23 protein-coding genes and 1 pseudogene are annotated in these 18,987 nt (G+C 36.7%); 16 read left to right on the top strand and 8 right to left on the bottom strand.

Going from position 1 to position 18,987, the window contains the following annotated elements; translation table 11 throughout:
* Positions 1–15 precede the first annotated feature (15 nt).
* The 6 genes from pduL (at position 16) to QSJ81_RS11895 (ending at position 4,518) form a co-directional block, all read left to right on the top strand.
* A complete protein-coding gene (gene pduL, locus QSJ81_RS11920) occupies positions 16–591 on the top strand; it encodes a phosphate propanoyltransferase (protein ID WP_285717608.1) in 576 nt (191 codons plus the stop codon).
* A gap of 251 nt (positions 592–842) precedes the next feature.
* Entirely contained in the window at positions 843–1,049 is a 207-nt protein-coding gene (locus QSJ81_RS11915; RefSeq protein ID WP_352230886.1) for a 4Fe-4S binding protein, read from the top strand.
* A 24-nt stretch (positions 1,050–1,073) separates the two neighbouring features.
* Positions 1,074–2,144: a 3-methyl-2-oxobutanoate dehydrogenase subunit VorB gene (locus tag QSJ81_RS11910; RefSeq protein ID WP_285717607.1), complete on the top strand. Its 1,071-nt coding sequence runs from the start codon at positions 1,074–1,076 to the stop codon at positions 2,142–2,144.
* Positions 2,145–2,187: 43 nt separating this feature from the next.
* Positions 2,188–2,898 (top strand): thiamine pyrophosphate-dependent enzyme, encoded by a 711-nt coding sequence (locus QSJ81_RS11905; RefSeq protein ID WP_502929652.1) that lies wholly within the window; start codon positions 2,188–2,190, stop codon positions 2,896–2,898.
* Positions 2,895–3,443: a 2-oxoacid:ferredoxin oxidoreductase subunit gamma family protein gene (locus QSJ81_RS11900; protein WP_285717605.1), complete on the top strand. Its 549-nt coding sequence runs from the start codon at positions 2,895–2,897 to the stop codon at positions 3,441–3,443. Before QSJ81_RS11905 ends, QSJ81_RS11900 begins: the two co-directional genes overlap by 4 nt.
* Positions 3,444–3,594: 151 nt before the next feature.
* A complete protein-coding gene (locus tag QSJ81_RS11895; protein WP_285717604.1) occupies positions 3,595–4,518 on the top strand; it encodes a patatin-like phospholipase family protein in 924 nt (307 codons plus the stop codon).
* On the opposite strand, the gene QSJ81_RS11890 is transcribed toward QSJ81_RS11895, so the two are convergent.
* On the bottom strand, positions 4,515–4,667 hold the full coding sequence (locus tag QSJ81_RS11890; RefSeq protein ID WP_285717603.1) for a hypothetical protein: 153 nt from the start codon (positions 4,665–4,667) through the stop codon (positions 4,515–4,517). The two genes, QSJ81_RS11895 and QSJ81_RS11890, sit on opposite strands and share 4 nt — an antisense overlap.
* Before the next feature lie 508 nt (positions 4,668–5,175).
* Positions 5,176–5,367, bottom strand: coding sequence for a hypothetical protein (locus QSJ81_RS11885; RefSeq protein ID WP_285717602.1), 192 nt, complete (start codon positions 5,365–5,367; stop codon positions 5,176–5,178).
* Between the two features lie 179 nt (positions 5,368–5,546).
* Between QSJ81_RS11885 and QSJ81_RS11880 the strand changes: the two genes are divergently transcribed.
* Positions 5,547–5,687 carry a hypothetical protein gene (locus QSJ81_RS11880; protein WP_173406219.1) on the top strand — a complete coding sequence of 47 codons (141 nt, stop codon included), beginning with the start codon at positions 5,547–5,549 and terminating at the stop codon, positions 5,685–5,687.
* 125 nt (positions 5,688–5,812) lie between these two features.
* Here QSJ81_RS11880 and QSJ81_RS11875 read toward each other — a convergent pair whose 3' ends face one another.
* Positions 5,813–6,064, bottom strand: coding sequence for a hypothetical protein (locus tag QSJ81_RS11875; protein WP_285717601.1), 252 nt, complete (start codon positions 6,062–6,064; stop codon positions 5,813–5,815).
* Between the two features lie 766 nt (positions 6,065–6,830).
* Here QSJ81_RS11875 and QSJ81_RS11870 point away from each other — a divergent pair.
* The 3 genes from QSJ81_RS11870 to QSJ81_RS11860 all read left to right on the top strand — a co-directional run bounded on the left by QSJ81_RS11870 (position 6,831) and on the right by QSJ81_RS11860 (position 8,924).
* On the top strand, positions 6,831–6,992 hold the full coding sequence (locus QSJ81_RS11870) for a hypothetical protein (RefSeq protein WP_285717600.1): 162 nt from the start codon (positions 6,831–6,833) through the stop codon (positions 6,990–6,992).
* Positions 6,993–7,459: 467 nt separating this feature from the next.
* Complete coding sequence (locus QSJ81_RS11865; RefSeq protein ID WP_285717599.1) at positions 7,460–8,020, top strand: hypothetical protein; 561 nt, start codon at positions 7,460–7,462, stop codon at positions 8,018–8,020.
* Positions 8,021–8,303: 283 nt separating this feature from the next.
* Complete coding sequence (locus tag QSJ81_RS11860) at positions 8,304–8,924, top strand: superoxide dismutase (RefSeq protein ID WP_285717598.1); 621 nt, start codon at positions 8,304–8,306, stop codon at positions 8,922–8,924.
* 116 nt (positions 8,925–9,040) lie between these two features.
* Here QSJ81_RS11860 and QSJ81_RS11855 read toward each other — a convergent pair whose 3' ends face one another.
* From QSJ81_RS11855 to QSJ81_RS11845, 3 genes are all read right to left on the bottom strand, one after another.
* Positions 9,041–9,193 carry a hypothetical protein gene (locus QSJ81_RS11855; RefSeq protein ID WP_285717597.1) on the bottom strand — a complete coding sequence of 51 codons (153 nt, stop codon included), beginning with the start codon at positions 9,191–9,193 and terminating at the stop codon, positions 9,041–9,043.
* Between the two features lie 1,408 nt (positions 9,194–10,601).
* Positions 10,602–11,111 (bottom strand): hypothetical protein, encoded by a 510-nt coding sequence (locus QSJ81_RS11850; protein WP_285717596.1) that lies wholly within the window; start codon positions 11,109–11,111, stop codon positions 10,602–10,604.
* A 323-nt stretch (positions 11,112–11,434) separates the two neighbouring features.
* The gene (locus QSJ81_RS11845) at positions 11,435–11,986 is read right to left on the bottom strand and encodes a CBO0543 family protein (RefSeq protein WP_285717595.1); all 552 of its coding nucleotides are present in this window, start codon (positions 11,984–11,986) and stop codon (positions 11,435–11,437) included.
* 272 nt (positions 11,987–12,258) lie between these two features.
* Here QSJ81_RS11845 and QSJ81_RS11840 point away from each other — a divergent pair, with 272 nt between their 5' ends.
* Genes QSJ81_RS11840 through QSJ81_RS11825 form a run of 4 tightly spaced genes read left to right on the top strand, consistent with a single transcriptional unit; the run spans position 12,259 to position 15,233 of the window.
* Complete coding sequence (locus QSJ81_RS11840) at positions 12,259–12,684, top strand: VOC family protein (protein ID WP_285717594.1); 426 nt, start codon at positions 12,259–12,261, stop codon at positions 12,682–12,684.
* A gap of 56 nt (positions 12,685–12,740) precedes the next feature.
* Positions 12,741–13,655, top strand: coding sequence for a DUF7916 family protein (locus tag QSJ81_RS11835; protein ID WP_285717593.1), 915 nt, complete (start codon positions 12,741–12,743; stop codon positions 13,653–13,655).
* A 25-nt stretch (positions 13,656–13,680) separates the two neighbouring features.
* A complete protein-coding gene (locus QSJ81_RS11830; RefSeq protein ID WP_285717592.1) occupies positions 13,681–14,034 on the top strand; it encodes an arsenate reductase family protein in 354 nt (117 codons plus the stop codon).
* A gap of 20 nt (positions 14,035–14,054) precedes the next feature.
* Positions 14,055–15,233, top strand: a complete 1,179-nt coding sequence (locus QSJ81_RS11825) for an iron-containing alcohol dehydrogenase (protein ID WP_285717591.1) — start codon at positions 14,055–14,057, stop codon at positions 15,231–15,233.
* Between the two features lie 170 nt (positions 15,234–15,403).
* Here QSJ81_RS11825 and QSJ81_RS11820 read toward each other — a convergent pair whose 3' ends face one another.
* Entirely contained in the window at positions 15,404–15,649 is a 246-nt protein-coding gene (locus QSJ81_RS11820) for a hypothetical protein (RefSeq protein ID WP_285717590.1), read from the bottom strand.
* A 622-nt stretch (positions 15,650–16,271) separates the two neighbouring features.
* Here QSJ81_RS11820 and QSJ81_RS11815 point away from each other — a divergent pair.
* On the top strand, positions 16,272–16,445 hold the full coding sequence (locus QSJ81_RS11815; RefSeq protein WP_285717589.1) for a hypothetical protein: 174 nt from the start codon (positions 16,272–16,274) through the stop codon (positions 16,443–16,445).
* A gap of 475 nt (positions 16,446–16,920) precedes the next feature.
* On the opposite strand, the pseudogene QSJ81_RS11810 reads toward QSJ81_RS11815, so the two are convergent.
* Positions 16,921–17,313, bottom strand: a pseudogene (locus QSJ81_RS11810) (M23 family metallopeptidase); the annotation flags it as partial.
* A gap of 441 nt (positions 17,314–17,754) precedes the next feature.
* On the opposite strand from QSJ81_RS11810, the gene QSJ81_RS11805 reads away from it, so the two are divergent.
* Positions 17,755–18,873, top strand: a complete 1,119-nt coding sequence (locus QSJ81_RS11805; RefSeq protein WP_285717588.1) for an efflux RND transporter periplasmic adaptor subunit — start codon at positions 17,755–17,757, stop codon at positions 18,871–18,873.
* The last annotated feature ends 114 nt before the right edge of the window (positions 18,874–18,987 follow it).

The raw sequence follows: 18,987 nt of genomic DNA, 5'->3' as shown, positions 1-18,987 counted from the left end.
GGAGTGTTTATAGCAATGTTAGAAACAAAAGTTCCAGTAGGTATTTCAGCACGTCATATTCACGTATCACAAGCGGATTTGGATGTTTTATATGGTGAGGGATATCAATTAACAGTTAAGAAAGATTTATCTCAATTAGGGCAATTTGCTGCCAATGAGACAGTAGATTTAGTTACTGAGAAATCATCATTTAAAAACGTTCGGATTTTAGGGCCTGTACGTAATCAAACACAGGTGGAAATTGCTCTTACTGATGCATTAAAACTTAAAATAAGCATTCCTGTCCGTGATTCAGGAGATACAAAAGGCTCTGCTGGCATTACTGTTGTTGGTCCAAAAGGAACAGTGGTAATTAAAGAAGGGGTTATAGCTGCAGGACGCCATATTCATATGAATACTGCTGATGCCGAAAAGTTTGGTGTAAAGGATAAAGATATTGTAAAGGTACGTTGTGATGGTGAACGTGGTTTGGTGTTTGAAAATGTACTGATTAGAGTGCATGAAAGTTTCTGTTTAGAGATGCACATTGATACAGATGAAGCCAATGCAGCAATGTGCAAAAATGGTGGTACCGTCGAAATAATTAAATAGTAGTTGATAAGAATTAAGACTTGTATTAGCTCTCTAGCAGAGTTGATACAAGTCTTTTTGCTAAAATTTTTAAAAAAACAACAAAATATGCAGGGATTTTTAGCTATATACTGTATTTAAATAGTAGGTAGTTAATAACATCCAATACCGAAAAAGACTAGTAGTATAGTAGAAATTTATGATTACTAGCAAAATGACTATTTTCGCATTATATAAAGAGATGGTCAACTTAATAGAATGGGGGTAAAAATGTGCCTAGACCAGTGTTTAGAGAAGAACGATGTAAAGGTTGTGGGCTATGCATTGTTGTATGCCCAAAAAAAATACTTAGAGCTGGGGCGCATGTTAATAGTCGGGGGTATTTTCCTGCCACATGCGTAAATGAAAAAAGTTGTATAGGTTGCTTGCTTTGCGCCAAGACGTGTCCTGATATAGTTATTGAGATTCATAAAGAGTAAGAAAGATTGGGGAGGGATTTTACTATGGCAGAAAAGATTTTGATGAAGGGGAATGAGGCTATCGGAGAAGCAGCAATTATTGCCGGTTGTCGGCATTACTTTGGCTATCCCATAACTCCCCAGACAGAATTGACTGAATATATGTCAAAACGAATGTCTAACATTGGAGGCGTATTTGTTCAAGCGGAAAGTGAAGTAGCTGCTATTAATATGGTGTATGGTGCTGCTGGGGCAGGTGCTAGAGCCATGACGTCTTCGTCGAGCCCAGGAATAAGTTTAAAACAAGAGGGGATTTCCTATATTGCTGGAGCAGAATTACCTTGTGTAATTGTTAATATAATGCGTGGTGGACCAGGGCTTGGTAGTATTCAACCGTCACAATGTGATTATTTTCAAGCAACTAAAGGTGGCGGACATGGAGATTATCGTAATATCGTTTTAGCGCCAAATTCAGTACAAGAACTTGCGGATATTACCGTACAATCCTTTGAACTTGCCGATAAATATCGTAATCCTGTAATGCTTTTAGGGGATGGGGCATTAGGGCAAATGATGGAACCTGTCGATCTTACTATGATAAAGACAAAAAGTATCGTAGCAAAACCTTGGGCTGCGACTGGGTTAAGAGGACGTAAAGATTCAAACATTATAAATTCTCTACATCTAAAGCCAGAAGATTTAGAAAAACATAATATTCATTTACAAGAAAAGTATAAGGAGATTTCTAGTAAAGAAGTACGCTATGAAGCAATCAATACAGAGGATGCAGAATTGATAATGATTGCCTATGGTATTACTTCACGTATTGCACGCTCTGCAATGGATATGGCAAGGAATAAAGGCATAAAAGTAGGGTTACTTCGCCCGATTACATTATGGCCGTTTCCCGAGTTGGTAATTTCTAAACTTGCTAGTAGAGCCCAAGCATTTTTGACAGTAGAACTGAGTGCGGGGCAAATGGTAGAGGATGTAAGGTTAGCTGTAAACGGTGCTAAGCCTGTTTATTTTTATGGTAGAATGGGTGGAATGATGCCGAACCCCAAAGAGATATATGGGCAAATAGTCAATATTATGTTTGGAAAAGGGGGGCTATAGTGTGTCACAAAAGTTATTTACCAGGCCCCAAACATTAAAAGATATGGCTACGCATTATTGTCCTGGATGTCATCATGGTATTATACATAGATTAGTAGCTGAAGTGATTGATGAACTTGGGGTGCGTGACAAAGCAATTGGTGTAGCGTCAGTTGGTTGTTCCGTATTAGCCTATGAATATTTTACGATCGATATGTTTCAGGCCGCTCATGGTCGCGCACCAGCTGTAGCAACAGGAATTAAACGTGTACATAGTGATGCTACTGTCTTTACCTATCAAGGAGATGGAGATTTAGCTGCTATTGGTTGCGGTGAAATTGTGCATGCTGCAGCGCGTGGGGAGAAAATTACTACTATTTTTGTGAATAACGCTATTTATGGCATGACTGGTGGTCAAATGGCACCAACCACATTGGTGAATCAAGTGACGACAACTTCGCCATATGGTCGTAATTTAGAAAACTCTGGTATGCCAATTCGTATATCTGAAATGCTTTCGACAATTGATGGAGCTAAATTTATTGCTCGGGTAGCTGTAAATAATCCAGCTAATATGTCAAAAGCAAAACAGGCAATCAAGAGGGCCTTTGAAATTCAACTACGTGGTGAAGGTTTTACGATGGTAGAAATATTATCAACCTGTCCAACAAACTGGGGGAAGAGTCCTGTTGAAGCGGCTACTTGGTTGGAAGAGAATTTGATTCCATATTATCCTTTAGGTATATTTAAGGCACCAGAAGAGGTGGTAAAATGACAGAAGAAATTATAATCTCTGGATTTGGTGGTCAGGGAATTATGTTAATGGGACAATTACTGGCGTATGCTGGAATGTTAGAAAATAAGCAAGTATCATGGATACCTTCCTATGGCCCAGAAATGCGCGGCGGAACCGCTAATTGTTCAACTATTATATCGGAAAATCCCATAGGTGCACCTACTGTATCAGAGCCAACAGCAGTAGTTGCTATGAATCTACCTTCTATTGAAAAGTTTGAAACAGCTATACAACCGGGAGGAATTCTAATTATTAATAGCTCTCTTGTAGAATGGAATGCTACAAGAACAGATCTTAGGGTTTATCAAATTCCTGCAAATGAAATTTCTTTGGAATTTAATAATAGCAGGGTATCTAATATGGTAATTCTAGGTGCATTGGTGACTGCAATTGGTACTATACAATCTGAGTCGGTAATAAAAGCATTTGCGAAGATTTTCGCAAAAAAAACAGAAATATTATGGATGAATGAGCAGGCCATTCTACGTGGCAGTCAATATATAACAGCATTAATGAATAGATAGTAAAAAAAGATGTGATTAATCAGCTAATCACATCTTTTTTTACTATCTGAAGGAATGAGTAGTTAGGGTGTCAAGATAAAAACTATTATGTGGCACAGTATGACCTTTTAGATTATAACATATAGTAAGTGCGTATATGAGGTGATATGTTATGGATCAAAAAAGTGCTGGTTACAAGAGTAATAGAAAAAAACGGATAGGAGTAGCACTAAGCGGTGGGGGCATCCGAGGTATGGCACATATCGGAGTATTAAAGGTATTAACAGAGCACAACATTCCTATTGATATGATAAGTGGAACGAGTGCAGGTGCTATCATTGCTGCGATGTATGCCTGTGGTTATACTCCGCAACAAATGCAAGTAATGGTACAAAATTTAAAGATGAACGAATTAATCGACTTAAATGTTACTGTAGGTGATCTGTTTAAACATGGTATGAAATGGTTGTTTAGTGGTATGTTTCGATTTTGGTCTGTATTACCTACTGGTTTTATCAAAGGAGATAAAGTAGAACAGTTTTTTTATGGCTTATGGCAAAATCGTACGGTAAAGGATACTAATATTCCAGTAGCAATTACAGCGGTTGATTTAAATACTGCAGATACAGTATTCTTTACTAGTCCCGTCTTTGATAGTCGTGCTATTTTAAATGCTAGGTACTACCATAATACATCTTTAACGGAAGCAGTTCGCGCGAGCATTTCCATTCCAGGAATATTCTTTCCAAAGAAATACCGTAGTATGACATTAGTGGATGGAGCAGTAAAGAATAACTTACCTACTGATATTTTGCGGCATATGGGAGCCGATATAGTAATTGGCGTTGATTTAGGTTATGATGGTCAATCTAATTATGATATTAAAACTGTTGGGGAAATACTAGTACAATGTATCGAAATTATGGGCAGGGAGGTCACGTTACTTAAAGCGGAACAATATGCTGACGTTATTATTCGGCCTAATACTTTTGAGATCAAATTTAAAGATAATAAACAAGCATTGTTGTATATTGGTCAAGGTGAGAAAGCTGCAAATGAAAAATTAAGTGAAATACAGCAATTTTTGCATAATTAGCTAGGGAAAATCATGTCTGCATTAAAGATACTATTAATATTCTTATTGTCAATGTTCTTTGTGCTTTGTGAATCTAGAGTGTTAGATTCAACCTGTATTTGCTCGTTTTCCATAGTAGTAGGATCTTGTTGAACTTTGTTATCTTCCACGTTTACATCCTCCTAAGCTTTGATTATAGATAGTATTTAACGAAGCCCTATTTACTATGCAGGATATAGAAAATTCATAATAATTTTTGGTCACGTGCCTATAGGAATAGTTTTATTAGTAGTAGGGGAACTTAATGATTATCGTTTTTAAATTTATAATCATAAGAGGTAAATATGGTATTTCTTAAATCCTTATTAACAATAAGTGGACTGACGTATTTTGAAGCGGTATTGGCTTGCTTTTTTCTTTGTTTACTATGCATGATCGCAGCATTTATTTTAAATATTGTTGTATTTCTATTACTTTTTTTTTCTGAAGCCTTTGAGTCGTTAGATTTGATAAATAAAAGAAAGGTAAGATGGATAGCGGTGATTAAAAGGATACAATTAGTATCGAAAAAATAATATTTTTAATTTTAGAAATGCTAACATATTTGTGTCATAAGGTTAATTTAGTATAAAAAATATTCTAAAAATTTAAGGTGGCAAAAGCCACCTCATATATTGATTATATTTTTGAAGTATCACCATAATCAGGTGTTGCGAAACTTTCAGTCCTTGCATGTTCACAGCTTTTAGAAGAAACATTTATATTATCAGTATTAGGATAGCCTTGGATAGTAGCACTACAGTCCGAATCTTCTTTCAGGGGAGTGCTGGAAGATATTTTAGCACTCAAATTAGTATTTATATTTCCCATAATTCAACCTCCTTTTTATTTTAGTAGGAGTATGCACAAAACAACGTGCCAATATACAGGAACCTCCAATATGATAACGCCTTAAAAAAGATCTTGTGTCGAATAGATAAATTGCATATTAGAAAATATAGCACAATTAATCCCTCATATTCATAAGATAATCCAAAGGGGTTGATAGTATGAAAACAACAAAACCACCAAGGAAATTCAATGATGCATCCAAAAATGGAGAGAAGGGGAAAACACATGCATCGTGGCCTAAAACAAAAATAGGTGAATCATCTACAGCCAAATTTGATCCTAAATTACCAAAGAAATAAGTTATAGACGGTGCCTTTCGGTGCCGTCTTATTTGTATTCAAATAGAGGTTTTTCTATTTTATATAATATATCGAGCATAAAAAGAAAAAGCTCGAAAGCTTTTTCTAATAATAAAGGATTAATGCTAACGCGGCCAACAACCTTGTACGGGCCAGCAACCTTGTCTAGGCCAGCAAGACTGCCTAGGCCAACAAAATTGTCTGGGCCAACAAAACTCTCTAGGCCAACAAAATCGTCTAGGGAAACAAAAGCGACGAGGAAAACAACCAAAGCCGAAACCTATGCCTACGATTAATTGCCGCTCATCTTCTGACCTAAATTCTGAATTATCATCCCAATCTTCAATATCGGGGCCATCCCATTTACGGTGGTCCATATAGTAGTTTCACCTCCTAATGGATGGAAGTATAAGTAACCTTTATACATAATATGACCAATAATAAGTAAGAGTGATTAGATATTAGAAAGGTTGGCAAAAAAAGATAGCCCTCCTAATGAGAGCCATAAGAATGGGAGAGATATGTTGAACGACATGGGAAGTCGTTAATAAGAGTATGTCCGATTCATCGGGATTATATGCGGTTAGAGTGTGAGGGCGTGTAAATAAAATATAAAATGACAAAAAAATATTTGTCGTGAAATTCCAAATCAATAGGAAATATTTGGTAAAATTAACAAGATAGTAACAAACTTATTAATTATTTTATAGTATAATTAACCTAATAGCAGATGCTACTAAAGATTAATACCAAAAAAGAGGTGATGGATTTGTTGATTCACACGCAATGTGGGTGTGCCGTTAAGCTTAGTGATGAGGGGAAAGGAAAATGTTCTGGTTGTGGTAAAAAAATTAAAGTAAGGATATCGAACAAATAAATGAGCCGTCTATCTTCGGGTAGGGGCTTTTTTATTTTTAGTAGATTTTTTTCAAGGTAGTATATATGATGAAAATAGCTCATCAGTAATAGAAACTTAACGGCTATAAATAAAGTAGCCTCCTTGCAGTAGCAATTTGATAATGAGTAGGGCGGGCCGACACGAAAGAGATCAATCTGAGATTGACAGGTAACATAGTATCTAGTTGGTACTTTTATTGTAAAATTACATAATATATAGTAAGCGACATAGGAGGTGCAAAAATAATGTATCGTAACTGTGATGGTTGGGGTCCATTTATTGGTACTAGTTTCCATCCTAGTTTCGATCCTGGGTTCGGAGGTTTTGGGCATGCCCTAGATGGTTTTGGGCATAGTTTTGGAAGTTTTCATCTTAGTTTTTGTCTTGAATTAGGCGATCAAAGCTAAATTAGCGCCAAGTGTGAATCTTAGTATGATATTTACCATACAGTCTTGATAATTTCGCTTCCATATTTGGTATTGGAGTAGGCATAAGAATTGGAGAATATTCAACATATCTATAAAGAAAAAATGGAAAATGTAGTAAGTACCCCATATAGCTATCTTATGGGGTATCTGCTTTGCACTATAATAAGGGAATTTATATTAATAGGAATAAGGACAACGATATAAAAACCTAAGGCAATTATAGATTAGGACAATTATCCGATATTTTTTATTCATTGGGAATAAGAATGGGTATTTTACTAAGACTTTTTTTGTCATTATTTTGTCATATATTAAGATTATAATTAAATTTGAAAAAGAGGGTGAAAATGAAATTGCCATTTTAAAATGGAGTAATTACATAATAAGTTGTTAATTTTGTTGTAATTGTTATTATTCGCTTAGAAAAACATGTAAGGGGAGCAAAGATGAAAAAGTTAGTATTATTTACAATGATATTCGTTCTAGCAATATCGTCAATTGGAATGTGTGCGGTACCAGATCCGAACTCAGGAATCGGAGATGTTCAAATCGGTTATAATTATTATGACCTAAAAAAGACGTCTGGTGGTATTGAACAAGGGAAAACTGGATTTAATGAATTCTATGGTAGTGTCGGCTTGGGGTTAGGGTACGGAGCTTTTGTAAACCATGCCCAGACCGATAAAACATCCTATACGGATTTTGGTCTTAAAACTACGGTATTACTACCGAATGTAGCCTTGATGGTTGGACAACGACGAATGGCGACGGATAATGCTGCAAGTGACAATAATCTGTTCTACGGTGCATCGATAAAACAAAATCTTGCTTCTGGTTTTGCTGTGTATGGGACTTATCAGAAAGGCTCGCATTTTAGGGATGAAGTCATCGGTCTTACCTATGCTATGGGTAAAAACAGTCAAATGAATCTCAGTTGGAAAAACTATGATGATAATAACGGTGCAACATTCAAAGGGATTGGTGGAGGCGTTAATTTCAAATTCTAAATCCCATATAACGTATCTATAAAAAGAATTGTCTACTTAAAGTGAATCTTGAATGGCAAATGAAAGTAATGACCTCCTATGGTAGATAAAACTACTGTTAGGAGGTCATTACTACGTCTAGATATTTTCACAAGGAGCATATTGGTAAAGAGAGGATAAAGTGCATCTACAAAAAACATTTAATAGTTATTATTCGTTAGTTTATTTTACTAAAACATGTTGAATATTTCTTACTAGAGGAGTATGATATAAATAGAACAGATAATCAAAGGAGGTTTCTAAGATGAAACAGGTAGAATTAAAATATGGGTTTGAGGCCTTGGAGCCTCATATTGATGAGCTTACTATGAGAACTCACTATACTAAACATCACGCGACTTATACCAATAATTTAAATATGGCGTTGGAAAAGGCGTTAGAACTCTCCAACAAGACAATCGAGGAAATTTTGGCAGACCTGCCGGCTATTTCCGATACTGTACTTCGGAATACCATCCAAAATAATGGGGGCGGGTACTATAATCATAATCTCTATTTTACAGTTATTTCACCTGAAGGCGGCGGAGAGCCGACAGGTGTTCTGGCAAAACAAATCGAGAAAGATTTCGGAAGTTTCGCTAGTTTTAAGGAAAAAATCAAATCTGCAGCTCTTGCCCGATTTGGCTCAGGATGGGCGTGGCTTTCGACCGATCCTGCAGGAAATCTTGCAGTTAGCTCAACTCCGAACCAGGATAATCCACTTATGGATCAAAAAGGTAAATGGTGCCCTGTTCTCGCAATTGACGTATGGGAGCATGCTTATTACCTAAAATATAAAAACCTACGTGCCGATTATATCGAAAGTTTCTTTCAAATAATTGATTGGAAAGAAGTGGCTAAACGTTATGAAGGGGCGATTACATAATGAGTTTAATACCAAACTGAGTAAATAGAGTAATAAAACTCCTGCCAATAAAAATTTGGCAGGAGTTTTGCAGTTTGTGGATGTAAGTCCTTTTATACATCTTTGATGTAGATTATTTAACGTAAATCATTGTTATTTTCAAACGTTTGGTTTAAATCCTTATCTGATATATCTTTATTTTCTTCCAAATCAGCAACATCAAGCATTTGGGTAATCAACTCAGCATCGGAAACACTAGAAAACATTCCAGATATAAGTGTTTTTTTCAAAGTAGATCACCTCCTGCTAATAGTTTAACCAATATGAAAATTTTTAATAAGGTTTGAAGGTTATTAAATATGGGTAAGCTAAAAATAAGTGGCTGTTCTAAAAGAACAGCCAACTTTACCAACTAAGGCTTTAAAATTTCGTCTTTGTTTTAACTTTTTGGTCACTTATTGTTTTGGAAGTGTCTTTGCGATCACCATAAGTGATTTTTATAGAATTAGCGACAACCTTTTTTCTTTGAAGTTTATCCACAAGAATCCCCTCCCAATATTATTCTATCTATTATGTTATTGATTAATTGTGAGTATATTTAGAATCTCATTATTAGCTAATTATCAATCTCATTACATGATATGTAATATAGCGAATAAAGGTGATCTATTATAAATGTAAAGTGTGAGTGAGTGGAAACATTGAAATGAATTAGGAAATTAATCCGACAGAAGAAAAAAGAAAATTGCTGAGCGAAAAAGGTAATTTGGTGTAAAGCATACATAATTTGCTGCTACCAGTGATATAAGTAATAGTGAGCAACATATTTACTATCCGGATTGTCGGTATTTGCGATAAGTTAATAATTTACTTTAATCCTAGGTTATGGTAATTTAGAGGTGTAACCCTTATAAGATTATCTCTGAAATATATATTAGGAGGTGAGTTCATGGGGGAGTAGATTATGATAGGATACAAAATATATTAACAACAATTGCGACCCTTTTGGGAATACTAACAATGTGTATTGACTTTTATGCGAAAATAAAAAGCAAGAGAAGATCTACAATAAGACGTAGGACCCATATTTAGATACCAAAACCTTTGTGCTCTTTTTAAATAAAAGACATAAGTAAATTGTTTAGCTCAATACTTTAAAAAATTAGACTATCATTAAGCTAATGTGCATATTATAATGTTGGAGGTGTAGCTATGATTTTTTATCTAACATTACTAAATACAGTTTTAATAGGGGTAAATAATCTAGTAACTTCTTGGTACATAAGTATACCAAATATAGTAGTTTCAATTATTATTATTACGTTGGCTACCAAGAATTTATATAATAGGTACGTTAGTGATTAAATATGAAGATATGATCTGTGCAAAATATTCTAAGTAAAGAACACTATAAAGTATCGAATTTAAAAAGAGTACTAGCATTTATAGGAAGAAGTTTAATAAACTTTGCTAAAGTTCAACACTCTTTATTAAGCATCCTTAGGGGTGCTTTTTATTATTTATTAACTGCGATAATTCTTTATCGGTAACTAATATCAGGATGCTATAGCCGAGGCATTACAAAATGGTATCAGCTAAAGAATTTAGAACATAGAAAGCTCCTATTGACATACACGTCAATAGGAGCGGCGATATCGTGAGCTGGAGAACTAAACACGAGGTACCCTTGCTTTAATTTTAGTTGAAATTAACAATCAATTTATTATGGGCATTCTTTATTTTAACGCCATCACTAAATAGAATAGGTTCATTAGTTTGATTCGCTATCTGACAAAAAATATTTTTCGTTGCGATTATCGGAAAATGCACATCGATTTTATTTTTGCCATGTATTACACCTAAGAGTATGATTTGATCATTTTGAATAGAAAATACTAACTGGCCAAGTTGTTCTTTTTTATTCGATAGTTTCACATCGTGCAAAAGGGAGATTATGCATAAAACAATTCCACAAATAACTTCATCTTTAAAAGTAGATAATTTATGCAACACCATAACTGCATTAATATCTTGGAGTATTTCATCAAACGAGTAAACGGGTTCAATAGTTAGTGCTACTTTATCTTTTGCTGATTTATCTAACTTTGCCTTTGCGTCAAGTAAATATGTATTAATAAATCCTCTATATCTTTCTCTCTGAACGATAAAATCACCAAGTTCAACAGTAGGGGTATCTTTTTTCGCCAATTTCTTGATTATAGTAAAAAAAGAATAAATATCTTTTTCATCAAAGGCATTTTGTTCTATCTTATGATGAAGAGATTTTAATATCTGCAGCTCCTTAGTATCCGTAATAACACTTCCTTTCTCAATTAATAGAATATTCGGTAAAAAAAGAATAGAAACCTCTATTTATTTCAAAAAATCCCCTCCCATAAAGACTATGAGAGGGGTAGAATGTCCAAGTACTGAGAGAATGCAAATGGACAAGGGGTTGTCTAGTTAATCTGGGAACTATGATCGGCAATGCATTGTCTATGTTTACTCTTCAATTGTAAATAAATTCTAAATTAGAATGATTTGCTCTTTTTAATTAATCGGTTCATCAGCCATCGGAGAAATATGGCAACAAGAAAAAATCCGACAAAAGAATAACTATGTGTCCATTTGGATGGGTGGTAAATATCTAACCACATAAGAATAGGCTCAAAGACAAAGGCGAAAACAAAAGCAACGATGACATGAGCCATGGCAAATGACCTCCATGTTTGGAAGTACTGATAAACAAGCATATACGTAATCGGCAATATAGACACATCATATACGATAAGGACATCCAATAAAGGGACTAGATCGTATTTATAATCCCAGATATCCAATTCTACACCAATTGCATCTAGTAGGCCGGTAAATAAAGCTACTAATAATCCGTAAGTCGTAATTTCAAAGAAATTTTTACGGTCGACGATTTTCCACCACACAATATAGGGGATAATCATTAAGGCAACCAATATCCACCACTGATAGGTAAAAACCACAGCATAAACCCAGTTATCACGACCTGCAGTGTCAGCCAATGACTGTATGTGCTGTACCCTTTCATAACTTGGAAATTGTTTCATAAATCCCTCCGTGATTTCTCTGTAAAGTTACCATTGACCCAGAATAAGAAGAATAGCATTAATTGATATATTCTTCTTCTAATAGTTGATGGATATACATAAGGAAAAACAACAAGGCGCAGCTATATTAACTTGGGCAGGGACAAATTCCTTTGATACTTACACATAATATACTCAGTAAGCAGGATACAGATAAATATATCTCGAAGATGATAATTAAAGTGATAGTCAACATTTACATTTTTAAAAATAGTTAAAAGAAGGTGATTGTTGTGCGAAATAAATTAACATTGGTTACTTTAGGCGTAAAGGATTTAGATACTGCTACTAGGTTTTATCGGGACGGTTTGGGATGGAAGTCTTCAAGTGCAAGTCAGGATAATATCGTCTTCTTTGATTTAGGAGGCGTTGGTTTATCACTATATCCTAAACAACTACTTGCAGAAGATGCAAATGTAAGTTCAGAAGGAACAGGCTTTTCAGGTATTACTTTAGCGCATAATGCTAAAAGTATTGAAGAAGTAGATGAAGTTCTCTATAAGGCTGAACAAGCAGGAGCAAAAATTATCAAAAAAGCCCAAAAAGTATTTTGGGGAGGTTATAGCGGCTATTTTGCTGACCCAGACGGTTATTTATGGGAAGTTGCTTGGAATCCTTTTTTAAGTTTTGATGAAAATAATGCTTTGATCTTTCCCTGATCCCATTGGAAAAGTTAGACTATTTTAAAATTAGAATACAATAAGGAGGAAGATGGATGAGTGAACGTATATTAGATTTACGTCCAGAAAAACTACTGAAGCTACAAGGTAATGCTTTGGTAGAAAGTATTAGGACGGCGGAAGGTCGTACCATCTTGAGTGAAATGGTTTGTCCGATGATGTCAATGCTCTATGATGTTAGCAATCCTGAATTAGCGGCTGGCCTTGGTGCTGATATTGTGCTTTTAAATCTATATGATGTATATAAACCAAATGTTTTTGGTATTACCCCACTACAGGGTGAAAGTGTGATTGAAGCGGTAAAACGCTTGAGTGGTAGGGTTGTTGGCGTGAATCTTGAGCCGGTGGCAAGTGATCCCGTGTTTATGGGAGAAAAAGAAGAGTTGCCATTAGGGCGCAGGGCGACTCGGGAAAATGCTCGTCTGGCATATGAGCAAGGTGCCCAACTCATTACTATTACAGGTAATCCTAAAGTAGGTGTTGATAATCAAACCATTCAACATGCAATTGCCGAAATTCGTAGTGAGTTAGGCAATGATATTGTTATTATCGCAGGGAAAATGCATGCTTCTGGGATTAAGAGCGAAGCTGCAGAAAATATTATAACTGAGCAGACTGTAGAAAAATTCTTAACTGCTGGAGCTGACATTATTCTGGTGCCAGCCCCCGGGACTGTACCAGGAATTACAGTTGAGTTTATTAAACGAATTTGTGAATATGTACATCAACATGGAGCTTTAGTGATGACTACGATCGGTACTTCCCAAGAAGGGGCAGATACCCAGACAATTAAAAGCATTGCACTAAACTGCAAAATGGCCGGAACTGATATTCACCATATTGGTGATGCAGGATATGCTGGTTTTGCTATTCCGGAGAATATTTTAGCCTATTCTATTGCGATTCGCGGAAAACGCCATACTTTTCGGCGCATGGCAATGCGCATATAAAATGTCAAACAAGTGAGGAAATTACATGAGATATCAGTTTGTTTATTACCCCAAATGCACCACCTGTCAAAATGCAAAGAAATGGCTGAATGATAATGGCATTACTTATGAGGAGAGGAATATCAAGGATGAAAATCCGTCTGCGGTCGAATTAGAGGAGTGGCAGAAGAAAAGCCACCTTCCGCTTAAAAAGTTTTTTAACACCAGCGGACTTTTATACAAATCAATGCAACTAAAAGACAAGCTACCGAAGATGTGCGATACAGAGATGTTCGCCATACTTGCAACCAATGGAATGCTGGTCAAACGGCCTATATTAATTACTGGTAATCGAGTATTGGTAGGATTTAAGGAAGATGAATGGAAGCAAATTAAATAGGAATTAGGAGTGTATTAGTAATGAAAAATTTTGAATATTATACCCCTACTAAAGTGGTTTTCGGTAAGGATGCGGAAGCGCAGACTGGAAGCCTTATTCAAGCACAGAAATGTAAAAAGGTGTTAGTACATTTCGGAGGCAGTAGTGCGAAGCAGTCAGGCTTGCTGGACAAAGTATTTGATTCTCTCACAGATGCAGAGATCGAATATGTTACTTTGGGTGGTGTGGTACCTAACCCTAGACTTTCTAAGGTATACGAAGGTATAGATCTGTGCAAAAAAGAAAATGTTGACTTCATTCTAGCTGTAGGTGGCGGTAGCGTTATTGATTCTGCCAAAGCCATCGGCTACGGTATGGTAAATGACTGCGATGTATGGGATTTGTACGAAGGCAAAGCTAAGGCAACCGGATGCCTGCCAATCGGTGTCATCCTGACTATTGCAGCAGCGGGTAGTGAGATGAGTAGCTCCTCTGTTATCACCAAGGAAGAAGGATGGCTAAAGAGAGGCTGTAATACTGACTATTCACGATGCAAATTTGCTATTATGAATCCCGAGCTGACATATACGTTACCACAGTATCAGACGGAAAGTGGCTGTACTGATATTCTAATGCATACTATGGAGCGTTATTTCACCACGGAAAGAAGCATGGAAGTGACAGATAGTATCAGCGAAGGTTTGATGAGGACCGTGATCCATAACGCAAAAATACTGATGCATAAACCCCAATGTTATGATGCACGTGCAGAAATAATGTGGGCTGGAAGCCTTTCACACAATGGATTGACAGGGTGCGGTTCTGTTGGTGACTGGTCGTGCCATCAGTTGGAACATGAGTTGGGCGGCATGTTCGATGTAGCTCACGGTGCGGGCCTGTCGGCGGTGTGGGGAAGTTGGGCACGGTATGTATATAAGGCTGATGTAATGCGTTTTGTACAGTTTGCGGTGAATGTGTTGGGGGTGTCCAACGATTTCAAAGATCCTGAAAAAACCGCTCTAGAAGGTATCAAAGCCATGGAGAATTTTTATCAATGTATTGGTATGCCCACTTCTATTAGAGAATTGGGTGTTGAATTAACAGACGAGCAGATTCACGAGTTAGCTTACAAGTGTAGCTTTAAAAAAACGAGAACCATCGGCAATTTCCAAGTTCTAAATATGGAGGATATAGAAAAAATTTATATCCTGGCGAGATAATCACAAAGAACAATGAGTAGGAGGCCAATCATTCATTGATTAGCCTCACTCCTTGTAAGTTGGTCTATATCCCCTTTGCAAAGGCGATACAAAAAACTAAAAGGATGTTATTTTTATCTCTAAACGAGGCGATAGAAGCTAAAAAAAGGTTGCTATTATGCAACCTTTTTTTAGCTTCTATTAATTATTTTTCGTATAACTTCTGTCACTCGCATATAATCATCGTTTCCAACAGGATAAGACGGAGGCCTACGGTCCGCTACCTTACCGTCATAAACCATTTGAACTTTAACTACTCTATGGTTTTCTCCGCCCCAAGTTTCAAGACCTATAGAAACTCTATATTGGGTATTAGGAGGATGGGGTGGACTAGCTGGTACCATAGCGGCTGCTTCAGGGAAAAATACTTTTGCCATTATGCTCACACTCTTTTCTTATTAGTAAAATTCCTTTGGAATACCTTTAGTATACCTTTGGACTTTAAGTTAAGCAAGTTAAAGTCTATATTATAAAGCATTAGACGTGAAAAAGCGTATAAGGTTAATATCTTCGTAAGATGGGGAACCTATTTTCTTGTTAATAGAATTAGCTATATTGCTTTGTGTACACTGGAATTATTTGCTGCTTTTCGCTTATTGCTAATCGTTTATATATTAAAAATAAAATTAATAAGGTTTAAACAGTGAAAAAACAAGCAGCATGGCTAATTTTAACAATGATTCTAGCTTCTAATACAGCCATTAGAAACATATCCTTCTACAAGGCCATGATTGTGAAGCGTGTTTTACTGATGATAAAACTAACCTTCGAGAGCAAAGTCTACATCAATTGATGGTATTTAATAGCATGATAGTGCCCTAGCGGAGTAGGTGCATCTTGTTTTCCAATACAAGCTATTCTTTATTAGCTTCACAATAAGAATCACAGAAGGCGGTAAAAAACATCCTATTAGTATTGTATTTTGTTCAATTAGGAAGAAGGAATTTTCATTTTTACATTGAAGTAATAATAATTAGTAATAAATAAGGAGTATTTGTTATGTTGAAACAAGAAGAAACAAAACAGCTTGTGAAAAAATATTTTTCTGAGGCTAGTGACGAACAAGTAGAGAGACTTCTAGGAGAGTTAACTAGGGATATTGAAATTACAATCCATGCTAGAATAAGAGAATTAGTTAATTGCGAGAGGATTAAAAAACTATCAAATGCTTGATTAAAGATGCAAAGAGGTGTTTTTTGTGGATAATATAAAAGAAATAAAAAAAGAAAGTGAATGGCGCAATCATCCTATTGTCATTTTCGTTGGAATACTAGTATTGTACACTGCAAGTAACTCGATTATTGCACTATTTAATTTGTAATTACTCAAAGTGGTCATTAATTTTGCCGCCTTAGTCTAATGATTTTCAGCGGATTGTAAGACATTTACTATGGCGAAACATATATTATCGCTAAAAGATAATGGCAATTTGCTAGTTTCCTTTGTGGGATAGTACAATAATTCGCAAAATAAGGAAGCCACGAATATACGTAGCTTCCTTATTTTGCGAGTAGGTTTATGGGGTTAGTTGCATTAGTAGTATGTGAGAATAGAAATATACCAAGCAAGATTTAATAATTCAAAAATAGCGTTCTGAAATAAGCCAGCTACAGCCTCAGGGATGCAGCTGCTTTTTTTATTGACATTATTAATAGGATACTAGGTATTTCATTGGATCGATAGGAGTATTGTTTACACGCACTTCGTAATGGACATGGGGGCCGGTGCTTTTGCCAGTGCTGCCAGCATAGGCAATAACCTGTCCTTTCTTGACTTGCTGTCCGACATTAACAGCTAGCTGGGAGTTGTGGCCGTATAGTGTTGCAATACCATTTCCGTGGTCAATTTGTACTAGATTGCCATAGCCACCAGCCGGGCCACTCGCTACGACTTCGCCGTCGGCAGTTGCTACTACTGGTGCGCCCATGGTATAAGCAATATCGACACCAGGATGTAACTCATTACCGTCGCCGAATGGCGAGATTCGCCAACCAAACCCTGAAGTAATGGTTCCTCGAACAGGCCAAATAGAAGGTGTTGCAACTAAGTTAGCAGCTGGTTTAGGGGTAATCGAGGGTGGAGCTGGCAAGCTGGGAGCTGTGTACGCAGTAACTTCATTTGCTGTTGCCACCTGTGAGGTAAGCGGCAAGTGTAATTGGTAGAAGAGTATCGATATAAGTAGCATACATAGCAAGAAGATGCGCCATGGTGCTGAGAGTGTTAGCATTTTTTTGATAACATTTGTCTTTTTTGCAGTCTGAGTTTCTATAGGATCTGTCATTACTGGGGTTCCTCCTTAAACATAGAATTATAAGATAAAAGGTAGCGTATAGGAAATTTGTCTACCATTTTACATTATAGCGGAAATCGAGATATTTTGCCTGCCTAAAATTAAAAATTCTGCTGAAAATAACAACTTGACGCGACTTACGAAACATGAGAACATAGTAACGGCTAAGTTTTCATAATGGAGATGACAAATATGCAGATATCTTTACAACAATTTCGTAAGTCGATGAAGGCAATCATAGTAGTGACTGTTTTTTTAGCCATCGCAACGACTTTTTTTTTACAACGTACGAGTCAGCGGACGCCAATGAGTGTCACAGTTACTCAAGTCAGGACTGTTAGTAAACCACTAAACATTGAGCGTGCCGGATTGGTAGTGCATGCGACGATGGTTCCTGTTTACACTGAAGGGGCAGGCCGTGTTAATGATGTCTACGTTACAGCAGGTCAGGTAGTGAAGGCTGGTCAGCCGCTAATTAAACTAGACATCACTGGCGGGGATAGTAAGGTTATGGTCGCGTCTAACTCTACGCCAGTAGAAGTCTCTTCGGCTTCGAAGGATATATATGAAAAGGCATTAAATGAATACAATCGGTATAAAAAACTCTATGAACAAGGTGCTATTGCCCGTAAACAGTTGGAAACTGCGGAAGGGCGTCTACAGGCGGCTCAGGCAGGCATGCAGGGTTCGCAAGAAGGTATGACAATACCTGAAAGACCGGTTACTACTGTCGTGAACGGCCCGGTTACGATTCAGTCACCAATTGATGGAACGATTACTGGAAGCGTGGTAGCTGCCGGCAGTACGGTTACGGAAGGGCAAGAACTTATGTCGCTTGGCAGTGGGCAAGATGTAGAGATTGTCGTGCCGCTGGAACAAAGTGAGTTATATTTTATCCAGCTCGGCTCAAAAGCAGTTATCGAGGTAGCGGGACAGCAACTGGCGGGGCAGGTTTCCGGCATTTATCCCGAAGTTAAAGATAAACAAATTGCGTCTTTTATGGCGCATATAAAACTAAGCCAGCCGCCAGGGGATATGTTACCACTGGGAATGTCTATTACCGTGCGCATTGCTACCGGACAAGAGGTCGGTACGATAGCGATTCCGGCCCAAGCCGTGCTACGTGACGCAGAAGGACAATATTTTATTTTCTTCGACATTGAAGGAAAGGCAATTCGTCAACAGGTTACAGTCGGTGAAGTAATTGGAGATTTGTTGGAAGTTACATCAGCTATACCACAAGATAGCCTGGTAATAACAACTCTTATCGATCAGCTTAAAAATGGGGATACTATTACTGTTCTAGAATAAAATAGCATAAAGTCCTGCACTACTTAGGATAAGTGCAGGACTTTTGAGTTATATTCAGAGCAAGAGAAGAAGGATATGAAGCAATATCTTTTGTTCATCCATTGACAATATAAA

It is taken from the genome of Pelosinus sp. IPA-1 (genome assembly GCF_030269905.1).
In the GTDB taxonomy this organism is placed as follows: Bacteria; Bacillota; Negativicutes; order DSM-13327; family DSM-13327; genus Pelosinus.
This window is presented reverse-complemented; position numbering and strand designations above follow the sequence as displayed.

What these genes read in the sequence shown, in the direction of transcription:
- QSJ81_RS11870 (WP_285717600.1), top strand. Translation starts at nt 6,831, where the DNA reads ATGTATCGTAACTGTGATGGTTGGGGTCCATTTATTGGTACTAGTTTC.
- QSJ81_RS11845 (WP_285717595.1), bottom strand. Translation starts at nt 11,986, where the DNA reads ATGAAACAATTTCCAAGTTATGAAAGGGTACAGCACATACAGTCATTG.
- QSJ81_RS11835 (WP_285717593.1), top strand. Translation starts at nt 12,741, where the DNA reads ATGAGTGAACGTATATTAGATTTACGTCCAGAAAAACTACTGAAGCTA.
- pduL (WP_285717608.1), top strand. Translation starts at nt 16, where the DNA reads ATGTTAGAAACAAAAGTTCCAGTAGGTATTTCAGCACGTCATATTCAC.
- QSJ81_RS11860 (WP_285717598.1), top strand. Translation starts at nt 8,304, where the DNA reads ATGAAACAGGTAGAATTAAAATATGGGTTTGAGGCCTTGGAGCCTCAT.
- QSJ81_RS11820 (WP_285717590.1), bottom strand. Translation starts at nt 15,649, where the DNA reads ATGGCAAAAGTATTTTTCCCTGAAGCAGCCGCTATGGTACCAGCTAGT.
- QSJ81_RS11815 (WP_285717589.1), top strand. Translation starts at nt 16,272, where the DNA reads ATGTTGAAACAAGAAGAAACAAAACAGCTTGTGAAAAAATATTTTTCT.
- QSJ81_RS11825 (WP_285717591.1), top strand. Translation starts at nt 14,055, where the DNA reads ATGAAAAATTTTGAATATTATACCCCTACTAAAGTGGTTTTCGGTAAG.
- QSJ81_RS11875 (WP_285717601.1), bottom strand. Translation starts at nt 6,064, where the DNA reads ATGGACCACCGTAAATGGGATGGCCCCGATATTGAAGATTGGGATGAT.
- QSJ81_RS11880 (WP_173406219.1), top strand. Translation starts at nt 5,547, where the DNA reads ATGAAAACAACAAAACCACCAAGGAAATTCAATGATGCATCCAAAAAT.
- QSJ81_RS11805 (WP_285717588.1), top strand. Translation starts at nt 17,755, where the DNA reads ATGCAGATATCTTTACAACAATTTCGTAAGTCGATGAAGGCAATCATA.
- QSJ81_RS11905 (WP_502929652.1), top strand. Translation starts at nt 2,188, where the DNA reads ATGGCTACGCATTATTGTCCTGGATGTCATCATGGTATTATACATAGA.
- QSJ81_RS11900 (WP_285717605.1), top strand. Translation starts at nt 2,895, where the DNA reads ATGACAGAAGAAATTATAATCTCTGGATTTGGTGGTCAGGGAATTATG.
- QSJ81_RS11885 (WP_285717602.1), bottom strand. Translation starts at nt 5,367, where the DNA reads ATGGGAAATATAAATACTAATTTGAGTGCTAAAATATCTTCCAGCACT.
- QSJ81_RS11830 (WP_285717592.1), top strand. Translation starts at nt 13,681, where the DNA reads ATGAGATATCAGTTTGTTTATTACCCCAAATGCACCACCTGTCAAAAT.
- QSJ81_RS11895 (WP_285717604.1), top strand. Translation starts at nt 3,595, where the DNA reads ATGGATCAAAAAAGTGCTGGTTACAAGAGTAATAGAAAAAAACGGATA.
- QSJ81_RS11865 (WP_285717599.1), top strand. Translation starts at nt 7,460, where the DNA reads ATGAAAAAGTTAGTATTATTTACAATGATATTCGTTCTAGCAATATCG.
- QSJ81_RS11910 (WP_285717607.1), top strand. Translation starts at nt 1,074, where the DNA reads ATGGCAGAAAAGATTTTGATGAAGGGGAATGAGGCTATCGGAGAAGCA.